This window comes from Arenibacter flavimaris (genome assembly GCF_030291335.1).
In the GTDB taxonomy this organism is placed as follows: Bacteria; Bacteroidota; Bacteroidia; order Flavobacteriales; family Flavobacteriaceae; genus Arenibacter.
Genome location: NZ_JASWIM010000009.1, coordinates 79,654 through 102,141, shown reverse-complemented (window position 1 = coordinate 102,141; position 22,488 = coordinate 79,654). Strand labels below are relative to the sequence as shown.

Annotated in this window: 12 protein-coding genes; 4 read left to right on the top strand and 8 right to left on the bottom strand. The window is 43.1% G+C overall.

Annotated elements, in window-relative coordinates; genetic code table 11:
• Positions 1-3: 3 nt before the first annotated feature.
• The 5 genes from QSE00_RS09650 to QSE00_RS09630 all read right to left on the bottom strand — a co-directional run bounded on the left by QSE00_RS09650 (position 4) and on the right by QSE00_RS09630 (position 10,021).
• The gene (locus QSE00_RS09650) at positions 4-1,176 is read right to left on the bottom strand and encodes an FG-GAP repeat domain-containing protein (protein ID WP_286105779.1); all 1,173 of its coding nucleotides are present in this window, start codon (positions 1,174-1,176) and stop codon (positions 4-6) included.
• A 59-nt stretch (positions 1,177-1,235) separates the two neighbouring features.
• Complete coding sequence (locus QSE00_RS09645) at positions 1,236-3,917, bottom strand: c-type cytochrome (protein ID WP_286105778.1); 2,682 nt, start codon at positions 3,915-3,917, stop codon at positions 1,236-1,238.
• 33 nt (positions 3,918-3,950) lie between these two features.
• Complete coding sequence (locus QSE00_RS09640; protein ID WP_286105777.1) at positions 3,951-5,444, bottom strand: RagB/SusD family nutrient uptake outer membrane protein; 1,494 nt, start codon at positions 5,442-5,444, stop codon at positions 3,951-3,953.
• A 58-nt stretch (positions 5,445-5,502) separates the two neighbouring features.
• Positions 5,503-8,598, bottom strand: a complete 3,096-nt coding sequence (locus tag QSE00_RS09635; protein WP_286105776.1) for a SusC/RagA family TonB-linked outer membrane protein — start codon at positions 8,596-8,598, stop codon at positions 5,503-5,505.
• Positions 8,599-8,980: 382 nt separating this feature from the next.
• Positions 8,981-10,021, bottom strand: a complete 1,041-nt coding sequence (locus QSE00_RS09630) for a GntR family transcriptional regulator (RefSeq protein ID WP_110357361.1) — start codon at positions 10,019-10,021, stop codon at positions 8,981-8,983.
• Positions 10,022-10,225: 204 nt separating this feature from the next.
• On the opposite strand from QSE00_RS09630, the gene QSE00_RS09625 reads away from it, so the two are divergent.
• The 4 genes from QSE00_RS09625 (at position 10,226) to QSE00_RS09610 (ending at position 16,620) form a co-directional block, all read left to right on the top strand.
• Entirely contained in the window at positions 10,226-12,346 is a 2,121-nt protein-coding gene (locus tag QSE00_RS09625; protein WP_459076836.1) for a bifunctional aldolase/short-chain dehydrogenase, read from the top strand.
• Positions 12,347-12,430: 84 nt separating this feature from the next.
• Positions 12,431-13,711, top strand: coding sequence for a TIM barrel protein (locus QSE00_RS09620; RefSeq protein ID WP_286105775.1), 1,281 nt, complete (start codon positions 12,431-12,433; stop codon positions 13,709-13,711).
• A gap of 9 nt (positions 13,712-13,720) precedes the next feature.
• Positions 13,721-15,094 (top strand): FGGY-family carbohydrate kinase, encoded by a 1,374-nt coding sequence (locus QSE00_RS09615; RefSeq protein ID WP_286105774.1) that lies wholly within the window; start codon positions 13,721-13,723, stop codon positions 15,092-15,094.
• Between the two features lie 113 nt (positions 15,095-15,207).
• Positions 15,208-16,620: a purine-cytosine permease family protein gene (locus tag QSE00_RS09610; protein ID WP_286105773.1), complete on the top strand. Its 1,413-nt coding sequence runs from the start codon at positions 15,208-15,210 to the stop codon at positions 16,618-16,620.
• 217 nt (positions 16,621-16,837) lie between these two features.
• Here the strand turns inward: QSE00_RS09610 and QSE00_RS09605 are convergent, their stop codons facing one another.
• The 3 genes from QSE00_RS09605 to QSE00_RS09595 all read right to left on the bottom strand — a co-directional run bounded on the left by QSE00_RS09605 (position 16,838) and on the right by QSE00_RS09595 (position 22,430).
• A complete protein-coding gene (locus tag QSE00_RS09605; protein ID WP_286105772.1) occupies positions 16,838-17,560 on the bottom strand; it encodes a head GIN domain-containing protein in 723 nt (240 codons plus the stop codon).
• Between the two features lie 329 nt (positions 17,561-17,889).
• Positions 17,890-19,341, bottom strand: a complete 1,452-nt coding sequence (locus QSE00_RS09600) for a SusD/RagB family nutrient-binding outer membrane lipoprotein (protein WP_286105771.1) — start codon at positions 19,339-19,341, stop codon at positions 17,890-17,892.
• An 11-nt stretch (positions 19,342-19,352) separates the two neighbouring features.
• The gene (locus tag QSE00_RS09595; RefSeq protein ID WP_286105770.1) at positions 19,353-22,430 is read right to left on the bottom strand and encodes a SusC/RagA family TonB-linked outer membrane protein; all 3,078 of its coding nucleotides are present in this window, start codon (positions 22,428-22,430) and stop codon (positions 19,353-19,355) included.
• Positions 22,431-22,488 lie beyond the last annotated feature (58 nt).

Genomic DNA, 22,488 nt, shown 5'->3' with positions numbered 1-22,488 from the left:
GTTTTATTGTTTTATTGGTTTGTTGTAATAAATGTATAGGCCATCCTTTCCGGCCACGATAATATCTTTCATTCCGTTATTGTCCACATCGGAAACGCTAAAGTAGACTCCGGTTCCCTTTCCTTTACCATAGGTTCCATAATCAATCAGTTGTTTACTAAAAGTCTCCCCGTTCCACTTGAAATAGTACAGTCCAAGATCATCGTTGGAGCCAGGGTCATGTCCGTTATGGGCACGGTATCGCTTACCGGTTACTAGTTCATTTTCCCCATCTTGGTCAATATCTGCCCATTCCATACTGTGGTACTGCGAATTATAAGGGTCAATGGCATGCTTTATCCATTGGGTTTTTTGTTTCTTGGTCGCGGGTATTTGTTCGTACCAAAATAGGCCGTAATCATGTCCTTGGCCAACAATAAGGTCCGAAAGGCCATCCTTGTTCACGTCGGTAACTATGATAGGAACACTTGCCTCCACAAATTCAAATTCATGATGCATTTTCCATTCCCCTGCAAAGGTATCCTCGGGTGCTTCCAACCAACCCTTTGCTACTATAATATCGGTGCGTCCGTCGCCGTTTATATCACCAAAACCAAGGCCATGTCCATGTGCACCAAAAATGGGGTGTTTGCTGAATCTTCCTATACCTTTTTTGTTGCCATCCAATTGCAATCTATAAATAACCAAGGAGTCATTGGGAGTATTGGGAATGATTTCCGTGATACCGTCACCATCCAAATCCCAGGAACGGCTACTTTCAATATTACCCGCTTCGCCTATTAAGTGTTCCTGCCAAGCACCCCTACCACCAGGGTTTTGTTTCCAAATCAATTGTTTCCCAAACCAGCCGCCGGTGATGAAGTCCGTAAGGCCATCCCCATTCACATCCAATGGAATAGTGGAAAAATCATCATAATATTCCCCATATCTTTTTGCCGAACCCAAATAATGTTTTGTTCTAAAATCGGGTCCCTTATACCAATAGCCACCTGAAACAATATCGACAAGGTTGTCGTTGTCCACGTCGAACACGCCTACCGTTTCGTAACTTTCTGAAGCAATTTGCTGCTTGATAAATTTTAAGGGTTTTACCTGTGCCATTAGGAAAGCACCCATAAGAAAAAAGACGGCGTTTATGAAAAACGCTGCACCGTTTGTGCTAACCGGAGTTAACATAAACGGTGCAGGTCTTTTTAACCTGAATTGGCCAGTTCCTTTAATTGATCGGGCCATACTTAATTGTTGGCTTCCTTATCCGCATATATGGGATTTTCTGGATTTCCACCAGCAACCAAATAGGCCAATAGGTCCTTAACTTCTTCTTCATTAAGTCTATTGATGGTTCCTGGAGGCATCCAGGAAATGGTAGACAACTTGGTGTCTACCACTTGGTCTTTAGGAATCTCACGGGTTTGATCGGGTGCATAAGGATTTTGCGAGACGATATAATTTTGCTCGGTCTCGTTCATCAATCGTCCAGCAATCGATTTTCCATCCTTCAAGGTGTACACCGTGGTGTTGTATTGGTCCGAAATTACATCGTTCGGTTCAATAATGGCTTTGAGTATGTCCTGAGGTGAAAAACGGGTCCCCAATTGTGTTAGGTCCGGCCCAATATTCTCTCCTTCTCCCTGCATGGAATGACATGTGATGCAGGTGGTAGCTGCAAACATGCTTTTGCCGTACTCGTAATCCCTTCCCTTTAGGCCATCGGCCAATAAGGGTTCTATATCCTCTACTTTCCAATTGTGGCGTGGACCTTTGGGCTGTACGGTTGTAACGGCCAAATCGTTGCCTGAGCTGGATAATAGCTCGGCCCCGGACATTTTATCGTAAAATTCAAACTGGTCCTTAGGTACATGGGTCAGGGCTTTTTTCCTGGCCTTGTCTATAAAACCAATATAGCTTCTACCTGCCTTAAAAGAAAAGGCTTTGTTGAACCATTTGAAATATTTTTCACGAAGTTCTGGAGTCCATCCCTTGTCCACATCCTCGAGTACCAACCCGTAATAGGTGTGTTGGGCAGGAGGCATATTTTTCAGCGTAAGGGCTATATCCATTCCATATTGCGGATTTCTCAAGATCAGATCGGAAGCCTCTGTGGCCGTATTGGCCATGACATCCAAATTTTCCTCTGTTTTGGATTCCAATAACGCCAATGTTTTGCTTGCCACGGTTGGATCGTCCAAGTATGCCAGTGTTTTACTGAGCATTTGGTTCAATACATCCGTTGTTGCCGGATAATGTGGCGAAAGATACTTGATCACCTTGTTCTTCACGGATGATCCCGGAACCCCAAAACGGGATAAAGTTAGTTCAAAGGCACGTAACTGGGCCACCTGTTGTTGAGAGCTTAGCTTGGAGTAATCTACCCCTAAAAGGGCATTGAGCATCTGGTCTTGCTGCGATTTGTTACCGTGTCTGGCCAAGGCGATAATACCTTGCGCCAAGGCAACAGGATCCTTTTCCGAAAGGGCCTTGGCCTGCCATTCCTTAACGGGTTGGTGCTCTACGGCAATACGGGCCGCATATTGTATAAACCGGTCCGCATTGTTTAAATAGGGCCATGCAAAGTCCACCGCGCCACTCTTTGGGCCTGTATGGTATTCTTCCAACTGTCGTCTTATCTTGTTTCCTTCGGTGAGTTCGGATGCCTTGTTGGCAGCTGCTACGTCCTCATTACCGGTATAGTGTACCCTGTAAAGGTCAGAATCCAATCTACGTCCTCCGGTCATGAAATACATGGCACCATCCGGACCTATAACGCCATCGGTCAATGGCAGCGGGATTCCGGATAAAAACTCTTCCCTTTCTCCATCATAGGAAGACCCATTGGCCTTAAGATGAATGGCATAGATAATGCCAAAACTCCAGTCGAAGGCATAAATACTCTTCTGATATTTTTCCGGGAATTTAGCTCCCCTTCCGTAGACCACATTGGTAGGAGATCCCTGCCCAATATTTACAATGGCCGGAAGGTTGTCCGGATATGCCGGGGACCATTTTCCATTCCCCGTTCTCCAACCAAATTCGCTACCGCTGGTAACATGGCAGATACGGGTGGGGCGGTACCAGGGCATGCCCAAATCCCATTCCATATCGGAATCGTAGACAAACATATCCCCTTCATCGTTAAAGTCCAGGTCAAATGGATTCCTGAAACCGGCACTGATCAATTCCCACTGCTTACCTTCCGGGTCAATTTTTGCTATCCAACCCCCTGGGGCACCACGGTCATTGGCATGGCCTCGGGGATCCTTGATCTGGGGAAAGAGATTGTCGTCTTGCCAAACATTGGGCAGGCGATAGTTGTCCATTTCCGGAAGATCGGTATGGTTCCCAGCAATTACGTAAAGGGATTCCCCATCAGGGCTCAGTACTATACTATGAGGACCATGTTCTCCCGCACCGTTCAATGCCTTTAACTGTGTAATCTTGTCATATTGGTCATCGTTGTCCGTATCCTGCAAACGATATAGCCCACTGCTCTTTTCAAATTCGTCATCACCACGATGGTTCACCATGACATATAGACTGTTAAAAGCATAGAGCAATCCTTGGGCATAACCCATTTGGATTATCGAATCGGCCACGGCCTCCCCGGTTTGTATTTTAAGTTTTTCAATCTTCGGTGTTAGTACATCCGATCCAATGGCGGGGAGCTCCAGGCGATATAAGGCACCGTATTGATCGGCAGTGATCAGTCGGTCTTTATTGTCAAAGGCCATGGCCACCCAAGAGCCCTGGTCGTTATCGGCGGGACTGTACAGGTGTTCCGCCTCAAAGCCAGGTTGTAATTTAAGTTTGGCCAATTTTGGGTCGAGCTCTTGGCCACCTGCAGTCTCCATTTTCTTGGTATTTTCACAGGAAACGGTCAAAAGCATTGAAAAAATAAGTGCGGCAAATAGTTTGGTCATTATTGTTGGATTTTAATTTTGTGCCTAATATAATTAGAAATTAGGATTTAACGACGATTCTGAGGCAGGAAGTGCATACCGTTCGGAAATATTTGTGAAGACATTTCCTCTTGGTGCTACCCCTGCAGGATAATAATAATCAACCGGATTGGCCTTTATTTTATTTCCATGGGCGGTTATCACGTCTATGGCGCGACCTGTTCTTACCAAATCGAACCACCTTTTGTTCTCGAAAGCAAGTTCTACCCTGCGCTCATTAAAGATGGCTTCTCCCAAGTCCCCGGAGTAATCCCCTAATCCAGCACGATCACGTACCATTTTTAAATAGGTGTCCGCGCCGGCCTTATTTTGTTCCTCAAGCGATTCGGCCAATAATAGCAATACTTCCGAATAGCGATACACTGGCCAGTTCATACCGTGGTTTCCATTTAAGGCGTGTGGCTCCACATACTTTTTAATGATTGGATAAACACCATTTTCCCAAAAACTTTCGCTGGCGGTAATGTACATGATGGAGGCATCCTTTCTGAAATCCCCATCCTCATAGGCTTCAATGATATCCGGCGTGGGTATATTGTTGCCTTCCCCGTTAAGTGGTTGGGGATTGGAGGTTCCAGTTACCAAACCAACTTCGGCGGCAGTAAGTGGCCTTGGAAGAAAGTTGTATAAAAAACTACCATTCAGTCCGTCCGCACCTTCCCGATATTGGATTTCAAAGACCGACTCCATGTTGTTCTTGTTGTCGCTATTCCCGGAAAAGGCATCTTCATAATTGGGCATAAGCATATATTCTTCACTGTCTACCACTGCTTGTAGCACTGTTTCAGCCTCGCCCCATTGCTTGCGCACCACATAAACATTTCCTAAAAGTGTTTGAGCGGCACCGGAGGTTACCCTACCGGGCTGTTGCTCTGATTTAAGGGGGAGTAGGGGAATGGCCGCTTTGGCATCCTCAATAATCTGTCCATAAAGCTCATCTTCCGAAGCAAGTGGTAAAGCTGCCCCTTCACGGTCTACTACAGGCTCAAGATGCAAAGGTACCCTACCAAACAACTGTGCCAGGTCAAAATATGAATAGGCCCTCAAAAATAGTGCTTGCCCTTTTACGTTCGCTTTGGCGGCTGCATCAAATTCAGCATCATCTATGGTTGCCAAAATTTGGTTGGCCCGAGCTATAACTTCGTAATAACCAACATAAACATTGTTTACATGGTTGTTGGCAGTAATACCTCCATCGCTTGGTATGGAGTGGTCTGCAATATCCTCTTGGTTATCCGTAGCACCAAAGGCGGTGTTACGTGCAAAATAGGTATTGTCCGAGTGCATTTCGGCCAAATAGGGTTTGGAAGCATTGTTAATGCTACGCAGGGGTACATAGGTTCCATTGATGGCCTGTGTAAAATCCTCTTCCGTCTTAAAGAAAGTAGGTACACTTAACGAATCTTCTGGAAAAATCGTTAATTCCTCGTCACAACTGCTTGCTAGAAAACCTAGCAATACTGCGGTAAAATAGAATATTTTTTTCATTTTTTCATTTTTAAAATTTGTCGAAAGTGAAATATTTTTAGACGTCATAGTTTTCGATTTAGAAGTTTAAATTTAAACCTAAACTAAATATACGTGGAACCGGATATCCTGAAATATCTACCCCTGAGGCAAGGTTTCCACCATCTCCTTCTCCATTGTTCTGCACACTGATCTCAGGGTTGGGCCCACCCCAATACTTGGTAAATATATGCACGTTTTGGATGGAACCATATACGCGGGCAGATTTGAAATACTTGTCCATTTTCGGGATGGTATACCCTAAGGTAATATTTCGAATATTGAAGTAGGAGGCATCTGCCACAAAGCGGTCATTGATCCAATCCCTTTCTATACCGGTAACATTACCACCGCCTACAGTTGTTCCATAAAAGCCCCTACCGGGATTGTCAACGGATCTAAACCTGTATTTTACGTCTTTTAATAAATTGAATACCCCATCCAAGTTGGTTGTACTGTAGAGATGTCTAACCAACAGTTCATTGCCATAGGATCCAGTACCCACTACGGAAAAATCGAGGTTCCCGTAAGTGATGGTATTGGTAATACCGTAATTGAAATCAGGAAAGGGACTGCCCATAATGGCACGGTCGTCAAAATCCCCTCCATTTGTGATGATTCCATCACCATTAACATCCAATAATTTAATACTACCTACAGTGGAACGTCCAGGTACTTGGGGAGAGTTGTCTAAGTCTTGTTGGTTTAAATATACCCCATCGGATAAATGTCCGTAGAATTGACCAAAAGGTTTTCCTACCTGGGTAATATGCCATCCGCCCGGGCCATAGACCCTGTCAATTCCATCCGCCAAAGCTACTACCTCGTTTCTGTTGAACGATATATTGGCGTTGGTAGTCCATTGAAATTTACCGGTGGTATTAACGGTATTTATGCCAAATTCATGCCCCCAGAACTTTATCTCACCAATGTTATCACTGAAGTTGGTAAAACCAGATTCCCTTGGAACTTGCACATTGTATAGCAAATTGGTGGTGTTCTTGGTATAATAATCATATACGAGGGACACCCTGTCATTAAATAGGCTTAGATCCAATCCAATATCGAACTGTTTGGTGGTTTCCCACCCCAAATTGGAATTGGAGAGCGAGTTTACAGCCGACCCTGGTGCAAAATCATTGCTAAAAACCGCGTTCACAGTGTTGTCTATCAAGGCGTATTGGGTATAGTTACCTATATTGTTGTTCCCGGTAACACCATAACTTGCGCGCAGTTTAAGAAGTGAAATGGATTCCACATTTTCCAGAAAGGCCTCGTCCGAAGCAATCCAACCCGCAGAAACCGATGGAAAGGTACCCCATCTGTTATCGGATCCAAATCTGGAGGACCCATCACTACGGATAGAGCCTGTCAACAAATATTTTCCTTTGTAGTTATAGGTAAGCCTGGAAAGAAAGGAGACTAAACTCCATTCCTGTACCTGATCATACGTTCCATTTCTATTAATGTTTGCAGCTCCCTGGATATTGGGCAATCTATCATCTGCGAAATCACTGGCCTGGACCCTATTGCGGTCCAATCGATATTTCTGATAGGTAAAACCACCTAGGATGGAGAAAGTATGATCACCTACACTTTTGTTATAATTGACCGTGTTTTCGTTCAACCATGAAAAGGTTGTCTTTTTGTCCCAAACCGCCTCATTGTTGGTAGGAATAGGGCGATTGATGGCATAGGTGGCGTTGGTTGGACTGAAGTATTCATACTGCTCATTGTACAATTCAGCATTTAAACTGGATTTAATACTAAGCCCTTTTATAGGTTCGTATTCAATATAGGCATTGGACAAAAGATTGACCTCCTTGGTTCCGTCCTTAATCCTTTCGGCAGAATTGAGCCAGTTGGCATAGGAAAAGATGTTACCCGTATTTGCCGGAAAGCGATTGAATTCCGTTCTGGTCCCATCCTCATTGTAGATAGGCATAATGGGCCAGGTGTGCAAGGCGTTGAAAAGGAGTCCCGTTCCCCTGCTGCCATCTGTTCTTGGAATATTGTCCAAAATATAATTGGGGGCTATATTTACTCCAATCCGGACCTTATCCGATAGGCTGTAATCCAAATTTGCCCGTAATGAATATCGTTTGTAATCTGAACTTAGGACCACACCTTCCTGATCAAAGAAGCCTAGCACCACAGAGGTTCTCAATTTCTCCTTGTTGGAAGTGATGGTAAGGTTGTAATTGGTCATGGGGGCCGTTCTTAGCATTGCATCGTACCAATCATTGGTCTGGCCCTCATATTGTGAAGGGTTCTGGAAAATATCCGGCACTGGGCTGCCCTGATCTTCATAGTACTCTTTTTTAAATTGGGCGAATTCCACAGCATCCATCATTTCTATCCTTCCCCTATCGGGCACATTTTGCATACCTGTGGAAACATTGAAACTGATACTGGTTTCACCAGGTTTTCCATTTTTGGTAGTAATCAAGACAACACCATTGGCCGCCCTGGACCCATAAAGGGAAGTGGATGCGGCATCCTTTAAAATAGAGATGTCCTGGATTTCATCCGGATTAATATTGTTGATTCCACCAGAAATCGGGAATCCATCAACTACATACAGTGGATCGCTTCCTCCGGAAACCGATAGTTGCCCACGTATACGAACCGACATGCCCTGCCCGGGTTTACCTGTGCTCTGGTTAATCTGGACCCCAGGAATCCTACCCTGTATTTTTTGGGTAATTTGGGAGACTGGAATATCGGCCAGTTCATCTGCCTGTATGGTAGACACCGAGCCTGTTACCTGTCTTTTAATTTGAGTACCATAGCCCACAACAACTACTTCGTCTAGAGCAGCGGCATCCTCGGCCATGGTTACGTTCAATTGGCTTTTTCCGTTAATAGGAATTTCTTGGGCGGTAAAACCTATGTAAGTGAAGACCAAAGTGCTGTTCGCACTGGGGGCTACAATACTGTAGTTACCATCAAAATCTGTTACGGTCCCTGTGGTGGTACCCTTTACAACCACATTTACTCCAGGCAAGCCCTGTGAATCGTCTGCAGATACTACTGTACCGCTTACCGTTACATTTTGTGCCTGCATTCCGATGCCAAACAGCAGAGTTAATAGGAATAGGAATTTCCGGAAAATCCTGTAAATTCTTTTTTTCATAATCTCGTAGTTTTTAGGTTAGTTAATTGTTAAACCCTCGAAAATTTAACAAAAATTTTGAGGTACTATCAAATTTAAAGGAGCAGTTCAATTTAACTGTCCTGTACTATGCTGCTTTAAGATGATTAATTTTGTAGTCGGCAAATAATATATAAATGTAGGTATATTTTGTACAGAATACATGGTTTTTTCTGACAATGTAGGTGGTATTTATGGGATATGGACTGGTAGAACTGGTGTTGGTGTAGGGGGTTGAAAATCAGTTTCTTCAACTTTTGATCTTGTTACGAAACGGTTACTGTGGGATTGATCCGATCCATAATCCAATTAAAGTTGGTTTGGGAAGGGATCTTAAGGGTGGTATTTTAAGTTGCTGTGGACCCTAAATGGAATTTCTGTCTATAAAATTAAATGGGTTTTTAATCTTTCCCTTTTCCTTGTTCAAAATCATACGGGATGCAGTCTCGCCCATTGCCTTAAAATCTGTGGAAATAACGGTAATGCCGAGCAACTCCTTAAGCGGGGTGTCGTTATAGGAGATCACCCCTATTTCAAGGCCCAAAATAAACTCCTTATCACGGATCTGATTTACCAAACTTACCAGGTCGGTTTCTTCAATGGTAATAAATAGGTCGCCCTTTTTAAGGACTATGTCATCAAAAATTTCGTTTAGGACTTCGAAATCTATTTTGTGTTCCACGCAAAATTTACGAAAGCCTTGTAAAATTCTCCTGGGATAGGGGTAAACCGCATTTTCTGGATAGACCAGTATCATTTTTCCATATCGCGATATCTTGGCCAATCCCTCCTTTAAGGCATTATAGATATCATTCTCAAAATCTTGGTATATTTCAATGGTATCCCCTGGAATTTCAAGATTGTTATTGTCCATCAAAATAAGTTTATTCTTGGGGATCCTATTGATGGCCTTAATGGCCTCATCCGTATAATTTATGTGTTTTAGGTCATCCGTCTTAAAATGGGGCATGATGATGTAATAATCATAAGCGTTGATATTTTTCTCTATTAAACTCACAAAAAGGGAGTTGTCGCAATGGTAAATATGTAGGTCGGTATGGGAATTGCCCCCTATGGTATTTATAAACGAATTGTAAATACGCATTTTATAGGCGCTCAACTTATTGATGAGAAAAAGAATGCTGACTTTGGATATGAGTTTAGTCCTAGTGATGTAATATCCTTTTCCCCTAATGGAGGTAATTATCTTACGTTCCTTGAGTATTTGATAGGCTTTTTCAACAGTGTCCCGAGAAAGTATGAACTCTTCGCTCAAGCTATTGATGGAAGGGATTTTGTCGTCGATCTTTAGATTTCCATTGGAAATATTATTGATTATGGAATCTACAATCTGCCTATATTTAGGGATTCTAGAATTGTCATCGATCTTTATGTATTGAAACATATCCATAAAACAGCAAATTTACGGCTAAGATTAACACGTTTAAGGCAAATTTGGTAATTATTGCGCTATAAACTTAATATTATTGGCAAACTTTAGCTCATTTGGTGGGCACAATAATGAAAAACTAAAAAAAAATCACAGGATGCAGTACAGTACAGGATGCAAACAGGAGGACTCTGTAATACTTTAGCGAATATATAATTTATGAAGCTATTAAAAATGAATGATTCCGCAAAGAATTTTAAATATGTTAATTATCTCTGGGAAGAGAGCAAGGCAGAGGCGCTAGGTGATGATCAGGTAGAACTGTTTCTTTACAGGTCGAATATTTTAGGGGCCGATCTTCGAATTACCAATTATGGAGGGGGAAACACCAGTTGTAAGACCATTGAAAAGGATCCATTGACCAATGAAGAGGTAGAAGTAATGTGGATCAAGGGTTCCGGAGGGGATATAGGTACCTTGAACAAGGCAGGTATCGCCGGACTGTATACAGAACGATTGAGAAACCTGAAAAACGTTTATGGAGGGCTTGCGGATGAGGACCGGATGGTAGGGCTGTTTGAACATTGTATCTACGATCTGGAAAGTAAGGCTCCGTCCATAGATACCCCTTTGCACGGCCTACTTCCCTTTAAACATATAGATCATTTGCATCCCGATGCTTTAATAGCGGTAGCTGCGGCCAAGGATAGTGAAAAGGTCACCAAAGAGATCTGGGGAGATACCATGGGATGGGTGCCATGGCAAAGGCCAGGATTTGATCTAGGGCTGCAATTGGAAAAATGTTTGAACGACAATCCCGGTATTAGGGGAATTGTTTTGGGCAGTCATGGACTTTTCACCTGGGGGGATACCTCTTATGAATGTTATATGAACAGCTTGGAGGTCATAGAAACGGCCTCTGCGTATATTGCCAAGAAAATAGAAGAGAAGGGCAGCGTTTTTGGAGGACAGAAAGTTAAAAGTCTGCCGCAAAAGGAACGAGCCGAAAAGGCCTCTCAAATAATGCCGCTGCTCCGAGGACTTTGTTCTTCCGAAAATAGGATGATAGGACATTTTACGGACAGTGATGTGGTGTTGGAGTATATCAATAGCAAGGATTTGGCGCGTTTGGCCCCAATGGGCACTTCCTGTCCCGATCACTTTCTAAGAACAAAAATACAGCCCTTGGTATTGGGTCTGGATCCCGAGGAGAATCTGGACGATATTAAAGCTGTATTGAAAAAATTGGAACCGGCCTTTGAGGCCTACAGACAAGAGTATAAAGACTATTATGAAACCTGTAAAAGGGACAATAGTCCGGCAATGCGCGACCCCAACCCAGTGATTATCATCTACCCGGGTATCGGGATGTTCAGTTTTGCAAAGAACAAACAGACCACTAGGGTGGCCAGTGAGTTCTACATCAATGCAATTAACGTAATGAAGGGCGCTGAGGCCATAACGGAGTATACATCTTTGCCCAGACAGGAAGCCTTCGATATTGAATATTGGTTGCTGGAGGAGGCCAAATTACAGCGTATGCCGAAAGAACAGCCATTATCCAGAAAAGTAGCCTTGGTTACCGGAGCAGGTGGTGGTATAGGCAAGGCCATTGCCGATAAATTGGCAATGGAAGGTGCCAATGTGGTATTGACGGACATAGCCGAAGACCGATTGCAAGAGGCCGTAGGCACTTATAGACCGGATACGGCCAGTTATGCCGTTTGCGATGTTACCAAAAGTGAATCTATCCAGGAAGCATATAAGAAAGCATGTTTGGAGTTTGGAGGGGTGGACATAGTGGTACATAGCGCGGGACTTGCCATTTCCAAGCCTTTGGAGGAGACTACCGAAAAGGATTGGGACATTTTACAGAATGTTTTGGTGAAAGGGCAGTTTGAACTTGCCAAACAGGCCGTTGCCATATTGCGCAAACAAGGTTTGGGAGGAGATTTTATTAGTATTGCCAGCAAGAACGGTCTTGTGGCAGGTCCGAACAATGTGGGCTACGGAACCGCCAAGGCGGCACAGCAACATATGGCCCGCTTGTTGGCCGCCGAACTGGCCGCGGATAAGATCCGTGTCAACACCGTGAACCCTGATGGGGTCATCGTGGGCAGTAAGATATGGGAAGGCGATTGGGCCGAAGGAAGGGCCAAGGCCTACGGAATTACAGTGGACGAACTTCCGGCACATTACGCCAAAAGAAATTTATTGAACGAGATTATTTATCCAAAGGATATTGCCAACGGTGTTTTTGCCTGTGTTGCCATTTTGGATAAGACCACGGGCAATATAATAAATGTTGATGGAGGTATGGCCAACGCATTTGTAAGATAATTAGTAAGTTAGTTGAGTTAGTTTTTTAGGGCCTGTCAGGTAATGTACTAATTCCTGACAGGTCTAACTCTAATTGGAAATATTATGGGATTGGATAAAGCAAGAATACAGGAAAGGAACCAAAAGGATTTAAGTGCACACCGGGAAAAGTTCGATTTTTTGTCGAATGTCCTGGTAAAGGACGGTTGTAATGTACCCGATATCATCAATAAATTGGCCGAATTCCAAGTGGCAATTCCCAGTTGGGCCCTAGGCGCAGGTGGAACCAGATTTGGTAGGTTTTCCTTTCAGGGGGAACCGTCCAGTCTGGAACAAAAAATAGAGGACGTTGGTATTTTGCACGCCCTTACCCAAACGGCCGGTGCCATCTCCCTGCACATTCCCTGGGACATACCACAGGATTATGAAGCCATAAAGCAGTTGGCGGCCTCGCACAATATCGTTTTTGATGCGGTAAACTCCAACACCTTTCAGGATCAAAATAATGCCAAGGAAAGTTATAGGTTCGGTTCGTTGAGCAATAGGGAAAAGGCCATCAGGGACCAGGCGGTCCAGCACAATTTGGAGGTCATCGAAATAGGCAACAGGCTGGGTTCCAAAAGTCTTACGGTCTGGTTGGCCGATGGGTCCAATTTTCCGGGACAGAACAATTTTCAGCAGGCATTGCAAAATACCCAGGATAGTCTTAAGCACATCTACGGTGCCTTGCCGGAGGACTGGAAGCTGTTCATTGAATACAAGCCCTATGAGCCAAACTTCTACAGTACGGTAATCCAGGATTGGGGAACTTCGTTTATGTTGGCCAACGAATGTGGGGAAAAGGCGTATACCCTGGTAGATCTGGGGCACCATTTGCCCAATACCAATATTGAACAGATCGTAGCCACCCTGATGATGAAGGGCAAACTGGGCGGATTTCACTTTAATGACAGTAAATACGGGGACGATGATATTACCGTAGGGAGCATAAAACCTTACGCGCTCTTTTTAATTTTTAACGAATTGGTGTACGGGATGGAGAATAACCCCCAAAATCCATACCCGGCATGGATGATCGATGCCAGCCATAACATCAAAGATCCCCTGGAGGATTTGATCCAGTCCCTGGAAGCCATCCAGGAAGCTTATGCCAAGGCGCTTTTAATAGATCAGGCCCAATTGAGGACGGCACAAATGGAGAACGACGTAGTTCGCTGCCAGGAGATTCTTCAGAATGCCTATCGCACGGATGTAAGGCCTTTGTTGCAGGAGGCTAGGCGCAAGGGTGGGGGAGCCCTCTCTCCCTTGGATGCCTATCGTTCGCTTGAGGTCAGGGAAAATTTGATCAGGGTAAGGGGCAGGAACAGCAAAGCTTCGGGATTATAAAACCATCCAATGAAAGAGAAGGTAACGGCAGTATTTGATATAGGCAAGACCAATAAAAAATTCTTTCTATTCGATCAGGATTTTCAGGAAGTGTACAGGGAATATACGCGATTTGAGAATATTTATGATGAGGATGGCTACCCTACAGAAGATCTGGAGCAATTAAAAAAATGGCTGAAGGAGGTGTTTGACAGGATTTTGGAGGCTCAAAAATACGATATAACTTCCATCAACTTTTCAACCTATGGTGCCAGTTTGGTACACTTGGACGAAAATGATGAGGTGCTAACACCACTTTATAATTATACCAAGGAGATTCCTCAGGAAATTATAACCTCATTTTATAAAAAATATGGATCCGAACGGGATTTTGCCATAGCTACAGGTTCCCCGGTTTCAGGATTATTGAATTCTGGGATTCAACTGTACTGGCTGAAGTATACAAAATCCGAAATTTTTAAAAGAATAAAATATTCCTTGCACTTGCCCCAATATATAAGTTTTGTCTTTACGGGTATTCCTGTATGTGAATATACCAGTATAGGCTGCCATACGGCATTATGGGATTATACCAAAAAGGATTATCACCATTGGGTCTATAATGAGGGGATAAACAAAATATTGCCACGGATAGTTTCTACCGAGACCAGTATTAATATGAACTATAATGGCAAACGTATTAAGATTGGTGTAGGGATACATGATAGCTCTGCCGCACTACTGCCCTATATCCGCAGTGTAAGAAAAAAGTTCATATTGGTATCCACAGGGACCTGGAGTATAGCCATGAACCCATTTTCGGAAGAAGTGCTGACAGATTCTGATATTGATAAAAAATGCATCAATTATATGAGGATCAACGGTAAGGCGGTCAAGGCTTCAAGCTTGTTCCTTGGCAATGAATATAAGGAACAAGTTAAAAGACTTTCCGAGCATTTTAAGGTTTCCAACGAATACCATAAAACCACTCGGTTCAACCATGACATCTATTTGGAGATTGTCAGGGATTTTGAATATATGTACCGATGGGTTAGTTTTAGTGATGAAAGAATGCCAGAGTCCACTAGAATTCCTTACGACCAGTTTGAACATGCCTATCACCAATTAATGGTGGAGTTGGTGTTGTTACAGGTAGAGAGTATAAAAATGGTGAATGGGAAAGATAACATCGAGAAGTTATATATTGATGGAGGTTTTTCGGATAACGACGTTTATATTCAACTTATATCTCACTATCTAAGAAACATGAAACTAAGTACCACGGATTCCTCCCTGGGATCTGCCCTTGGTGCGGCACTGTGTATATCGGATGTAAGACTGAACTCCAAATTCCTTAAAAAGAATTATGCATTAAAGAAACATGTGCCATTCATTATACAATAATCATGAATACCAAACCATAAAAAAAATGAACGTGCCCAGTTTTAGACCCTAAGCGACCAATAATAATTAAATGTTTAGCTGTACACTATAACCCAAAATAATAACCAACCATTATGAGCCAATTCAACATAGAAGAAGAGATAGAAGATATAGCAGGTGGGGAATTTGAACGTGTACCCGTGCCCACCTCCAAATTAAAAAGCTGGAAGAGTTTTCTTGGGATGTATGCCGGGGAACACGCTGCAGGTACCGAATTTGTAATTGGCCCTTTGTTTTTGACAACGGGGGTAAGTGCCTTTGATCTAATTGTTGGCCTGCTATTAGGGAATTTATTGGCTGTGTTAAGCTGGCGGTTCCTAACGGCGGAAATTGCCGTAAAATATAGATTGACCTTGTATTATCAACTAGAAAAGATCTGCGGAAAAAATTTGGTTACCGGCTATAATTTGGCCAATGGAGTGCTCTTTTGTTTTTTGGCAGGTTCCATGATTACGGTTTCGGCCACTGCGGTGGGGATTCCCTTTAATATGGAAATGCCCAAGCTTACCGATACCATGCCCAACGGCATGACCTGGGTTATTATTGTTATTGCCCTTGGAGTAGTAATCTCATTGATAGCATCCAAAGGCTATGAAACCGTATCCAAAGCGGCCAACTGGATGTCCCCTGTAATAGTGTTGGCCTTTTTGGCCTGTGGCATTGTGGCTCTTAATCAATTGGGGGTAGGCAGTCTATCGGAATTTTGGAATATATGGGGCGAAGGTTCGGAACCTTTTCCCGGACAGATCAAATATACCTTCTGGCATGTTGTTATTTGGTCCTGGTTTGCCAATGCGGCCATGCACGTAGGAATGTCCGATTTATCGGTATTCCGATTTGCCAAAAAGGCAAGTAGTGGATGGACCACGGCAGCGGGAATGTATGTAGGACATTATATGGCCTGGATAGCGGCAGCACTGTTGTATGCCGTTTATTTAAAATCACCGGAAGCCCAAGGACTTCTTTCAAACGGGGAGGCACCCACGGTAGCCCCGGGACCTTTGGCGTACAATGCCATAGGTATCTTTGGAATAATTGCCGTGGTTTTGGCCGGGTGGACCACTGCCAACCCAACAATATATAGGGCAGGATTGGCCTTTCAGGCCATAGTACCCAAATTATCCACTTTTTGGGTTACCATAATTGCCGGGACCTTGGCCACAGTAGCTGGTCTATTTCCGGCCTTTGCCATGAAATTACTTGGCTTTGTAGCCCTATATGGTTTTATTTTGGCGCCTTTCGGTGCTATAATAGTGTTCGAACATTTTTTCCATAAGCAGGCGGGTATCGTTAAGAATTACGCCGAGGTGGCAAATTTAAAATTTAATAAGGCGGTGTTTTTCGCATGGGCCATCAGCTTTGGATTGTTCTATTTCATATCCGTTCAATTCGATGTATTCCTATCCTTTGTTACCTTGCCGGCCTGGCTCCTTTGTGGTGTGCTGTTTTTGGTATTTAGCAAAAGGATTCAAAAGAGTTCAAAATAGGTTATAGGGGAGTCCCAATAACTTGGAGTGTGGTCTTTGTTATAAGGAAACACATGTAATCCCCCTGATAAAGGGCATTAGCTAGCCATTGGATTTATTGACTATAACAATTTTAAAGGCCAAACTAATCGGTTCCGGGACACTTGGTGTAGGTAGGCCATATACAAAAACACCCTTGGTTAAGTGTGCTATTTGGCACACTTAACCAAGGGTTCTACTATGGTTTCTTAATTATTTCCGAAGCTCCCGATAGTTTTAATTTATTGATAACGGGACTTCCCTTATATCTTAATTTACTGGCACCTGATGCGTCGATATCGATGGTTTCGGTTACCGAAAGATAGGCATCACTTGCTCCGGATAATCGGATGTCCAATGCCTTGGACACTAGGTCGTAATTCTTAAGTGTGCTGGCCCCAGATAGGGAAGCCTCCAATTTGTCAACTTGCCCAAAAATGTCTATATGTGCGGCCCCCCCTGCTTCCAGTTCCAAATGCTCCAAATCCAACTCCCCGGTAAATTCGGAAGCTCCCGTAAGTTCAATGGAGACGTCGGACGCTACCAATTCAGAATCCAGGATTACTTTGGAAGCACCTGATAATTCAAAATCTGTAATCCTTTTGGTAACAATGTATGCATTCAAGGTTGGATTTCCCCTTATACTTGTGTGGTTCTTCACCTTAATGCGCAGGGTGCCTCCAACCATTTCAACTATGATCTTATCATGTAGATTTTCATTGGCCTCAATTTCTATTTTTTCTTCCGTATCTGAAAATTGGACATAGGTGCGAAACGCATCCGAGACATCCAAAGCGGAATACCCCGTTAAATTTACCTCCCTAGTGGTAATATCTCCCCTTACCCTAATAATTTCATGGTCACAGGATGAAATAAGACAGCATAATAAAATAAGACTTATGTAAAAAGATTTTGTTTTCATTTACTCAAGATTTTATGATTGATGTTTTAAAGACAACGGAACTGTCAAAAGGTTGCATTTTTTTAAATATTTATTTCTTCCATCCCAATGGAATTCCGAACTATAGTTATGCTCTAAATAGAAAAATATTGGAACAATTGTTCCAGTGGGCCATTCATTGGTTAGAACTATCCACTTCATGTTGATGCTGTTCCTTACTTTGGAATCAATTTTACCAATTTAGGGAGGTGACCATATAAAAAAAATCAAGGCAATGCGTTAACATTGCCTTGAAAGTAATTTTAAGATAACCGGTCAAAAAACAAATTGTTCTTTGGCAGATGTGCCCATTAAGGCTTGTTGTCCCATGTGGTGCCTTTACTGAACCAATCTGACTGGCCAATTGCTTTCACATTCGGGTTCTTTTCAATTTCATCCAGTGGATAAGGGAATCTTCTTGGAAAGGTTACGGTATTATATACATTTTCAATCATATAGTCAAAGTCAAATTCTGGATACCCGGTCCTGATAAAATCGAAATAGGATTCGTTGGTCCTAAAAACGTTGGAAATGTATTTTTGTTCTATAATTAACTTCTGGGCATCTTCTTCATTGGTTGGCATAGTCAAGGAAGGTTGTGCCAGAAAGGTAGCAATATCTACTTCGCTTACCCCTACATAGGTCATTTCGGCACTGGCGCCATTTTTCATGGCAGTCTCTGCCAAAGCCCATTCCCCTTTTAAGGCATATGCCTCGGCTTTAAGAAATTGTGTCTCCGAATATAACATGATATAATCTGGATAGGATTTGGACAGATAGGTAAATTTATAATGACTGGGGGTTTTGCCGGTCTCCACTGGGGGTCCTGCCCTATGCCCTACAAAACCAGTGGGGTCCTCCTCGGAGAAAGTGAACATAATCTCTCTTCTTGGGTCGTTATAGAAGTTCATTTTATCTATCAGAAAGTTTCCTGGGGTTAAGCCAAATCCCCCAGAATAGGCCCTGTTCATATAATCATTTATAATATTGGCATTTGCCAGGTCATCCAAATGTTGCCAAGCTACAATATCATCATTTGAAGTCATACCGTTTTCTAGATAGGACAATACCAAATCTGCCTGTGCTGTTTTGGTAGTATTGGGTGAATAAGCAAGTCGCATTGCTTGTCGTGCCATTAAGGAATAGGCAAACTTGGACCATTTGGAAATATCGCCCTGTAGCATATAATCGTCAGTGCCTGGTGATTTTTCCCCGGCACTGCCTTGGAATAGACCAATAGCTTCATTCAAAAGGCCATTGGCATGGGCATATAACTCTTCTTGTGACGCCAAGGTTGGTTGAAGTTCCTCCAAGCCCAATAGTGCATCGTCAAGGGGGGCCATGTCATAGACATCTGCAATATAGAACCAATGGGATGCTGCAATAACACCTGCAATTCCCTGATAATGGTTATTGCCATTTTCCTTGGCTTTGTCGTAAAGTTGCATAGCGTGCTTTAGGGAACCTGCGTATGAATTCCACACTTCATTGCCAAAACCTGGGCCAATGTTCATATCGGCCGAAGTAGATCCTTCAATGGCATGCCAAGATAACCATGAGGGAAATCCGCTCCAAGTTTCAAATTTGGCATTCATAGTCGTAAACCATTCGGCCTCAACGCCTATAAGCATGATATCTTCAGTAATTGCGGGTCCGTCTGTAATACTGTTCGGGTCAATATCCACATCTATCCAGTTATCACAGCTTGTAGTAAAGAGTGCGGAGACAAATATTAAAATAAGACATTTGTATAAACTTTTCATGTTATGTGTTTTTAGAATTTAGCAGTCAATGTAAGTGAATAGGTTTTAGTGGTTGGAAGACTATACCCCAGATATCCATTGCCATTATTAATGCCATCAGTATTTATTTCAGGATCGGCACCCTCAAAGTCGTCGTTGAATTTTCTCCATAGGTTTCTGCCGGAAAAGGCAACCTCCAGCCCCTGTAAAAAGGTTTTTGAAAGAAATTCATGGGGTATTTTATAGGACAGTTGTACCTCCCTTAATTTAATATAGTCCTTAGGCATTATGTTCTCTTCCATAACCCCTTGGGTCACTGTTTGATAATAGAGGTCATACCTGGTGGGTTGTGCCGTTTCATTGGTTATCACCACCTGTTGGTTTGCAAAATCGTAGTGTCCCATAACCCCGTCAAATGTGGTCATATTATTGGCGGGTCTATTTTCTTGATGCTTGGCCATGCCATAATAGGTAAGGTAATGATCGTTAAGATTAAACAGATAGCCACCCTTGCTTACATCAAGTTGGGCGGTCAATGCAAAATTTTTGTATTTGACGGTATTCCTTAAACTACCCATCCAATCTGGAGATGTTTTACCAAAAACCTTGTTTTGGGTATTGTCGGCCATTGGTCGGCCGAATCCAGTACCAGCAGTATCATCTAGTACCAATCTACCTTGGTCATCACGTAAAAAACCGGTGCCATAAAGAACGGGATAGGGTTGTCCTACAATGGCCGTTCCATAGGAGCCTAGATCAATAGGTTCGTCATTGGTGCCAAGTTTGTCTACCATGGAATCGTCCGTGGACCAGTTTATGCTAATATCCCATGAAAAATTTTCTGTTGAAACAGGCGTTCCATATACTCCTACTTCAAACCCCTTATGGGTGATACCTCCAATGTTCACATCACCATAGGTATATCCTGTAGAAGGAAGAAATTGTTCACTGAGAATCTGATTCTCGCTCCAGTTGTGATAATAGGAGAAATCGATACCTAATCTGTCCATAAAAAATTTCAGCTCGGCCCCGAGTTCAACCTCACTTTTAAACTCATTGCTTAGTCCCTCATTCGGAATTTTATTGGTTGACAGATAGCTCCTTTGTCCGTTAAATGGCCATGTTACCCCATTTACGGTACCACCTCCACTGCCTGCTTCGGCCAATACCGTATTTCTTGCATACGCCGATGCAGGAGATCCCACTTTGGCATAACTAGCCCTAATTTTACCAAATGAGAGTGTATTATTTTTGGGCAGTAACTCGCTAAAGACAAAACCTAAGCTATGACTGGGGTAAAAGAAGCTGTTGGCCACACTGGAGGCCCAATCATTTCTTCCAGTTACCGTGTAATATAAATATCTTTTAAACCCAATCATCACCTGACCGAACAAAGAATAGGATCTATAAGTGTTTTTAAAATCAAAGGCTTCATAACTACTTACATTGGTGCTGTTATAGATTCCCGGAATAATCAAGCCGTTACCATCATATTCCGCTCCCCTCCATTTGTTTTCAACTATATTATGTCCTACCAGTGCATTTAGGCTGAAATCGCCAAAATTGTCGTCATAGGTAAGGGTTTCTGTGGATTCCAAATCCCTATTAAAATGCTCCCAGGAACTATAGCTACCTTCAACCGACGAATAACCACCTTTGTTCGAGGATGATTCGTTGCGGGCACTTGTTGTACTTATTCCCGTTACGGATCTAAACTTTAATTTTGGAATAATTTCGTATTCGATCGTGATCGTGGATGCAAAGCGATCCCTGATATTGTTCTCGCCAGAATTATCAAGAACCCACAGATACGGATCTCGAGATCCACCCCGATATGAACGCAACTTACCGGTTTCATCATATATTGGATATGGATTCCAAGTATTGGGGCCGGCCAGTACGGTATTCATAAACGATGAATTGTCACTACTCTCCGCCAAGCGATTGGCATTCTGCTTGGAATACATGATATTGGACGATATGGTCAGTTTAGGGGTAAACCTAAAGGAAGTATTGGCATTTAACGTATTTCGCTTAAAATCCAGTGGGTCAAGAATCCCATTATTGCTTAGATTGCCATAACTTACAAAATATGATGCATCCGCGGTTCCTCCCGAAACACTTAAATTGGTCTCATTGGTAATACCGGTTTTGAATACGTCCCATCGGTCATAATATTGGGCTTCTGGCGTTTCCGCTATTTTTGGACCCCAGCTTGTAGAGGTAAATGAAGTTACCCCATCTATGTAGGTCCAATCACCGGCACCTGCGTCCCAATACCCTTGTGACCATTTTTTTTGTAATGGAATCTCATGTATTTCATCAAAACTGGTGGAATTGGAAAGGGTAATTACCGGTTTGGAGTTGAACGATCCCGACTTTAAAGTAATAAGGATAACTCCGTTGGCGGCTTGGCTGCCATAAAGTGCGGAGGCCGCTGCACCTTTAAGTACGCTTAAGTTTTCTATGGCATTGGGGTCGATGTCGGCCAATCCGGAAGATCCGCTTCCATTGGCAGCATCGAAAGGTACGCCATTGACCACAATTAGTGGCTGGTTGCTGCCGGTAATGGATGAACCGCCACGTATAACAATTCTGGTACCACTGCCAGGTTGGCTAGAGGTACTGGATATATTTACTCCCGGAACTTTTCCGCTTAAGGAGTTTACAAAGTTGTTGGTGGCTTTTACCGCGGCAATCTCTTCGGCATCAACTTGGGCAGTAGCATAACCTAGGGCCCTTTTGTCACTCTTGATACCTAAAGCGGTTACTACGACCTCGTCCAACTCCGATACATCTTCCTGTAACACTATGGAGATCTCGGTCTGATTGCCCACTGCTACTTCTTGGGTGGCAAATCCGAGGTAGGAAAATACCAAAACATCCCCAGAAGAAGCCCGCAAGGTAAAGTTTCCATCAAAATCCGCAGAGGTTCCTGTAGTTGTGCCTTTAATGATAATACTGACTCCGGGAATGGGTTGGTCCAAATTGTCGGTTACCGTACCTGTAATCTGCTTGTCCTGGGCAATAACGTTATTAATTACAAAGAGCAGGCCTGCCCAGAAAAGGAGTCTTTGTGTAAATGTCTTTCTTTTCAGTTTTGTATTCATGGTCATTACGGTTTGATTAAATTATTACAGGTGTTTCCTTTTCACCTGTTACCAAGAC

Excerpts from the sequence above, each read along its gene's own strand:
- QSE00_RS09620 (WP_286105775.1), top strand. The coding sequence starts at position 12,431 with ATGGGATTGGATAAAGCAAGAATACAGGAAAGGAACCAAAAGGATTTA.
- QSE00_RS09635 (WP_286105776.1), bottom strand. The coding sequence starts at position 8,598 with ATGAAAAAAAGAATTTACAGGATTTTCCGGAAATTCCTATTCCTATTA.
- QSE00_RS09630 (WP_110357361.1), bottom strand. The coding sequence starts at position 10,021 with ATGTTTCAATACATAAAGATCGATGACAATTCTAGAATCCCTAAATAT.
- QSE00_RS09645 (WP_286105778.1), bottom strand. The coding sequence starts at position 3,917 with ATGACCAAACTATTTGCCGCACTTATTTTTTCAATGCTTTTGACCGTT.
- QSE00_RS09625 (WP_459076836.1), top strand. The coding sequence starts at position 10,226 with ATGAAGCTATTAAAAATGAATGATTCCGCAAAGAATTTTAAATATGTT.
- QSE00_RS09615 (WP_286105774.1), top strand. The coding sequence starts at position 13,721 with ATGAAAGAGAAGGTAACGGCAGTATTTGATATAGGCAAGACCAATAAA.
- QSE00_RS09640 (WP_286105777.1), bottom strand. The coding sequence starts at position 5,444 with ATGAAAAAAATATTCTATTTTACCGCAGTATTGCTAGGTTTTCTAGCA.
- QSE00_RS09610 (WP_286105773.1), top strand. The coding sequence starts at position 15,208 with ATGAGCCAATTCAACATAGAAGAAGAGATAGAAGATATAGCAGGTGGG.
- QSE00_RS09600 (WP_286105771.1), bottom strand. The coding sequence starts at position 19,341 with ATGAAAAGTTTATACAAATGTCTTATTTTAATATTTGTCTCCGCACTC.
- QSE00_RS09650 (WP_286105779.1), bottom strand. The coding sequence starts at position 1,176 with ATGTTAACTCCGGTTAGCACAAACGGTGCAGCGTTTTTCATAAACGCC.
- QSE00_RS09595 (WP_286105770.1), bottom strand. The coding sequence starts at position 22,430 with ATGAATACAAAACTGAAAAGAAAGACATTTACACAAAGACTCCTTTTC.
- QSE00_RS09605 (WP_286105772.1), bottom strand. The coding sequence starts at position 17,560 with ATGAAAACAAAATCTTTTTACATAAGTCTTATTTTATTATGCTGTCTT.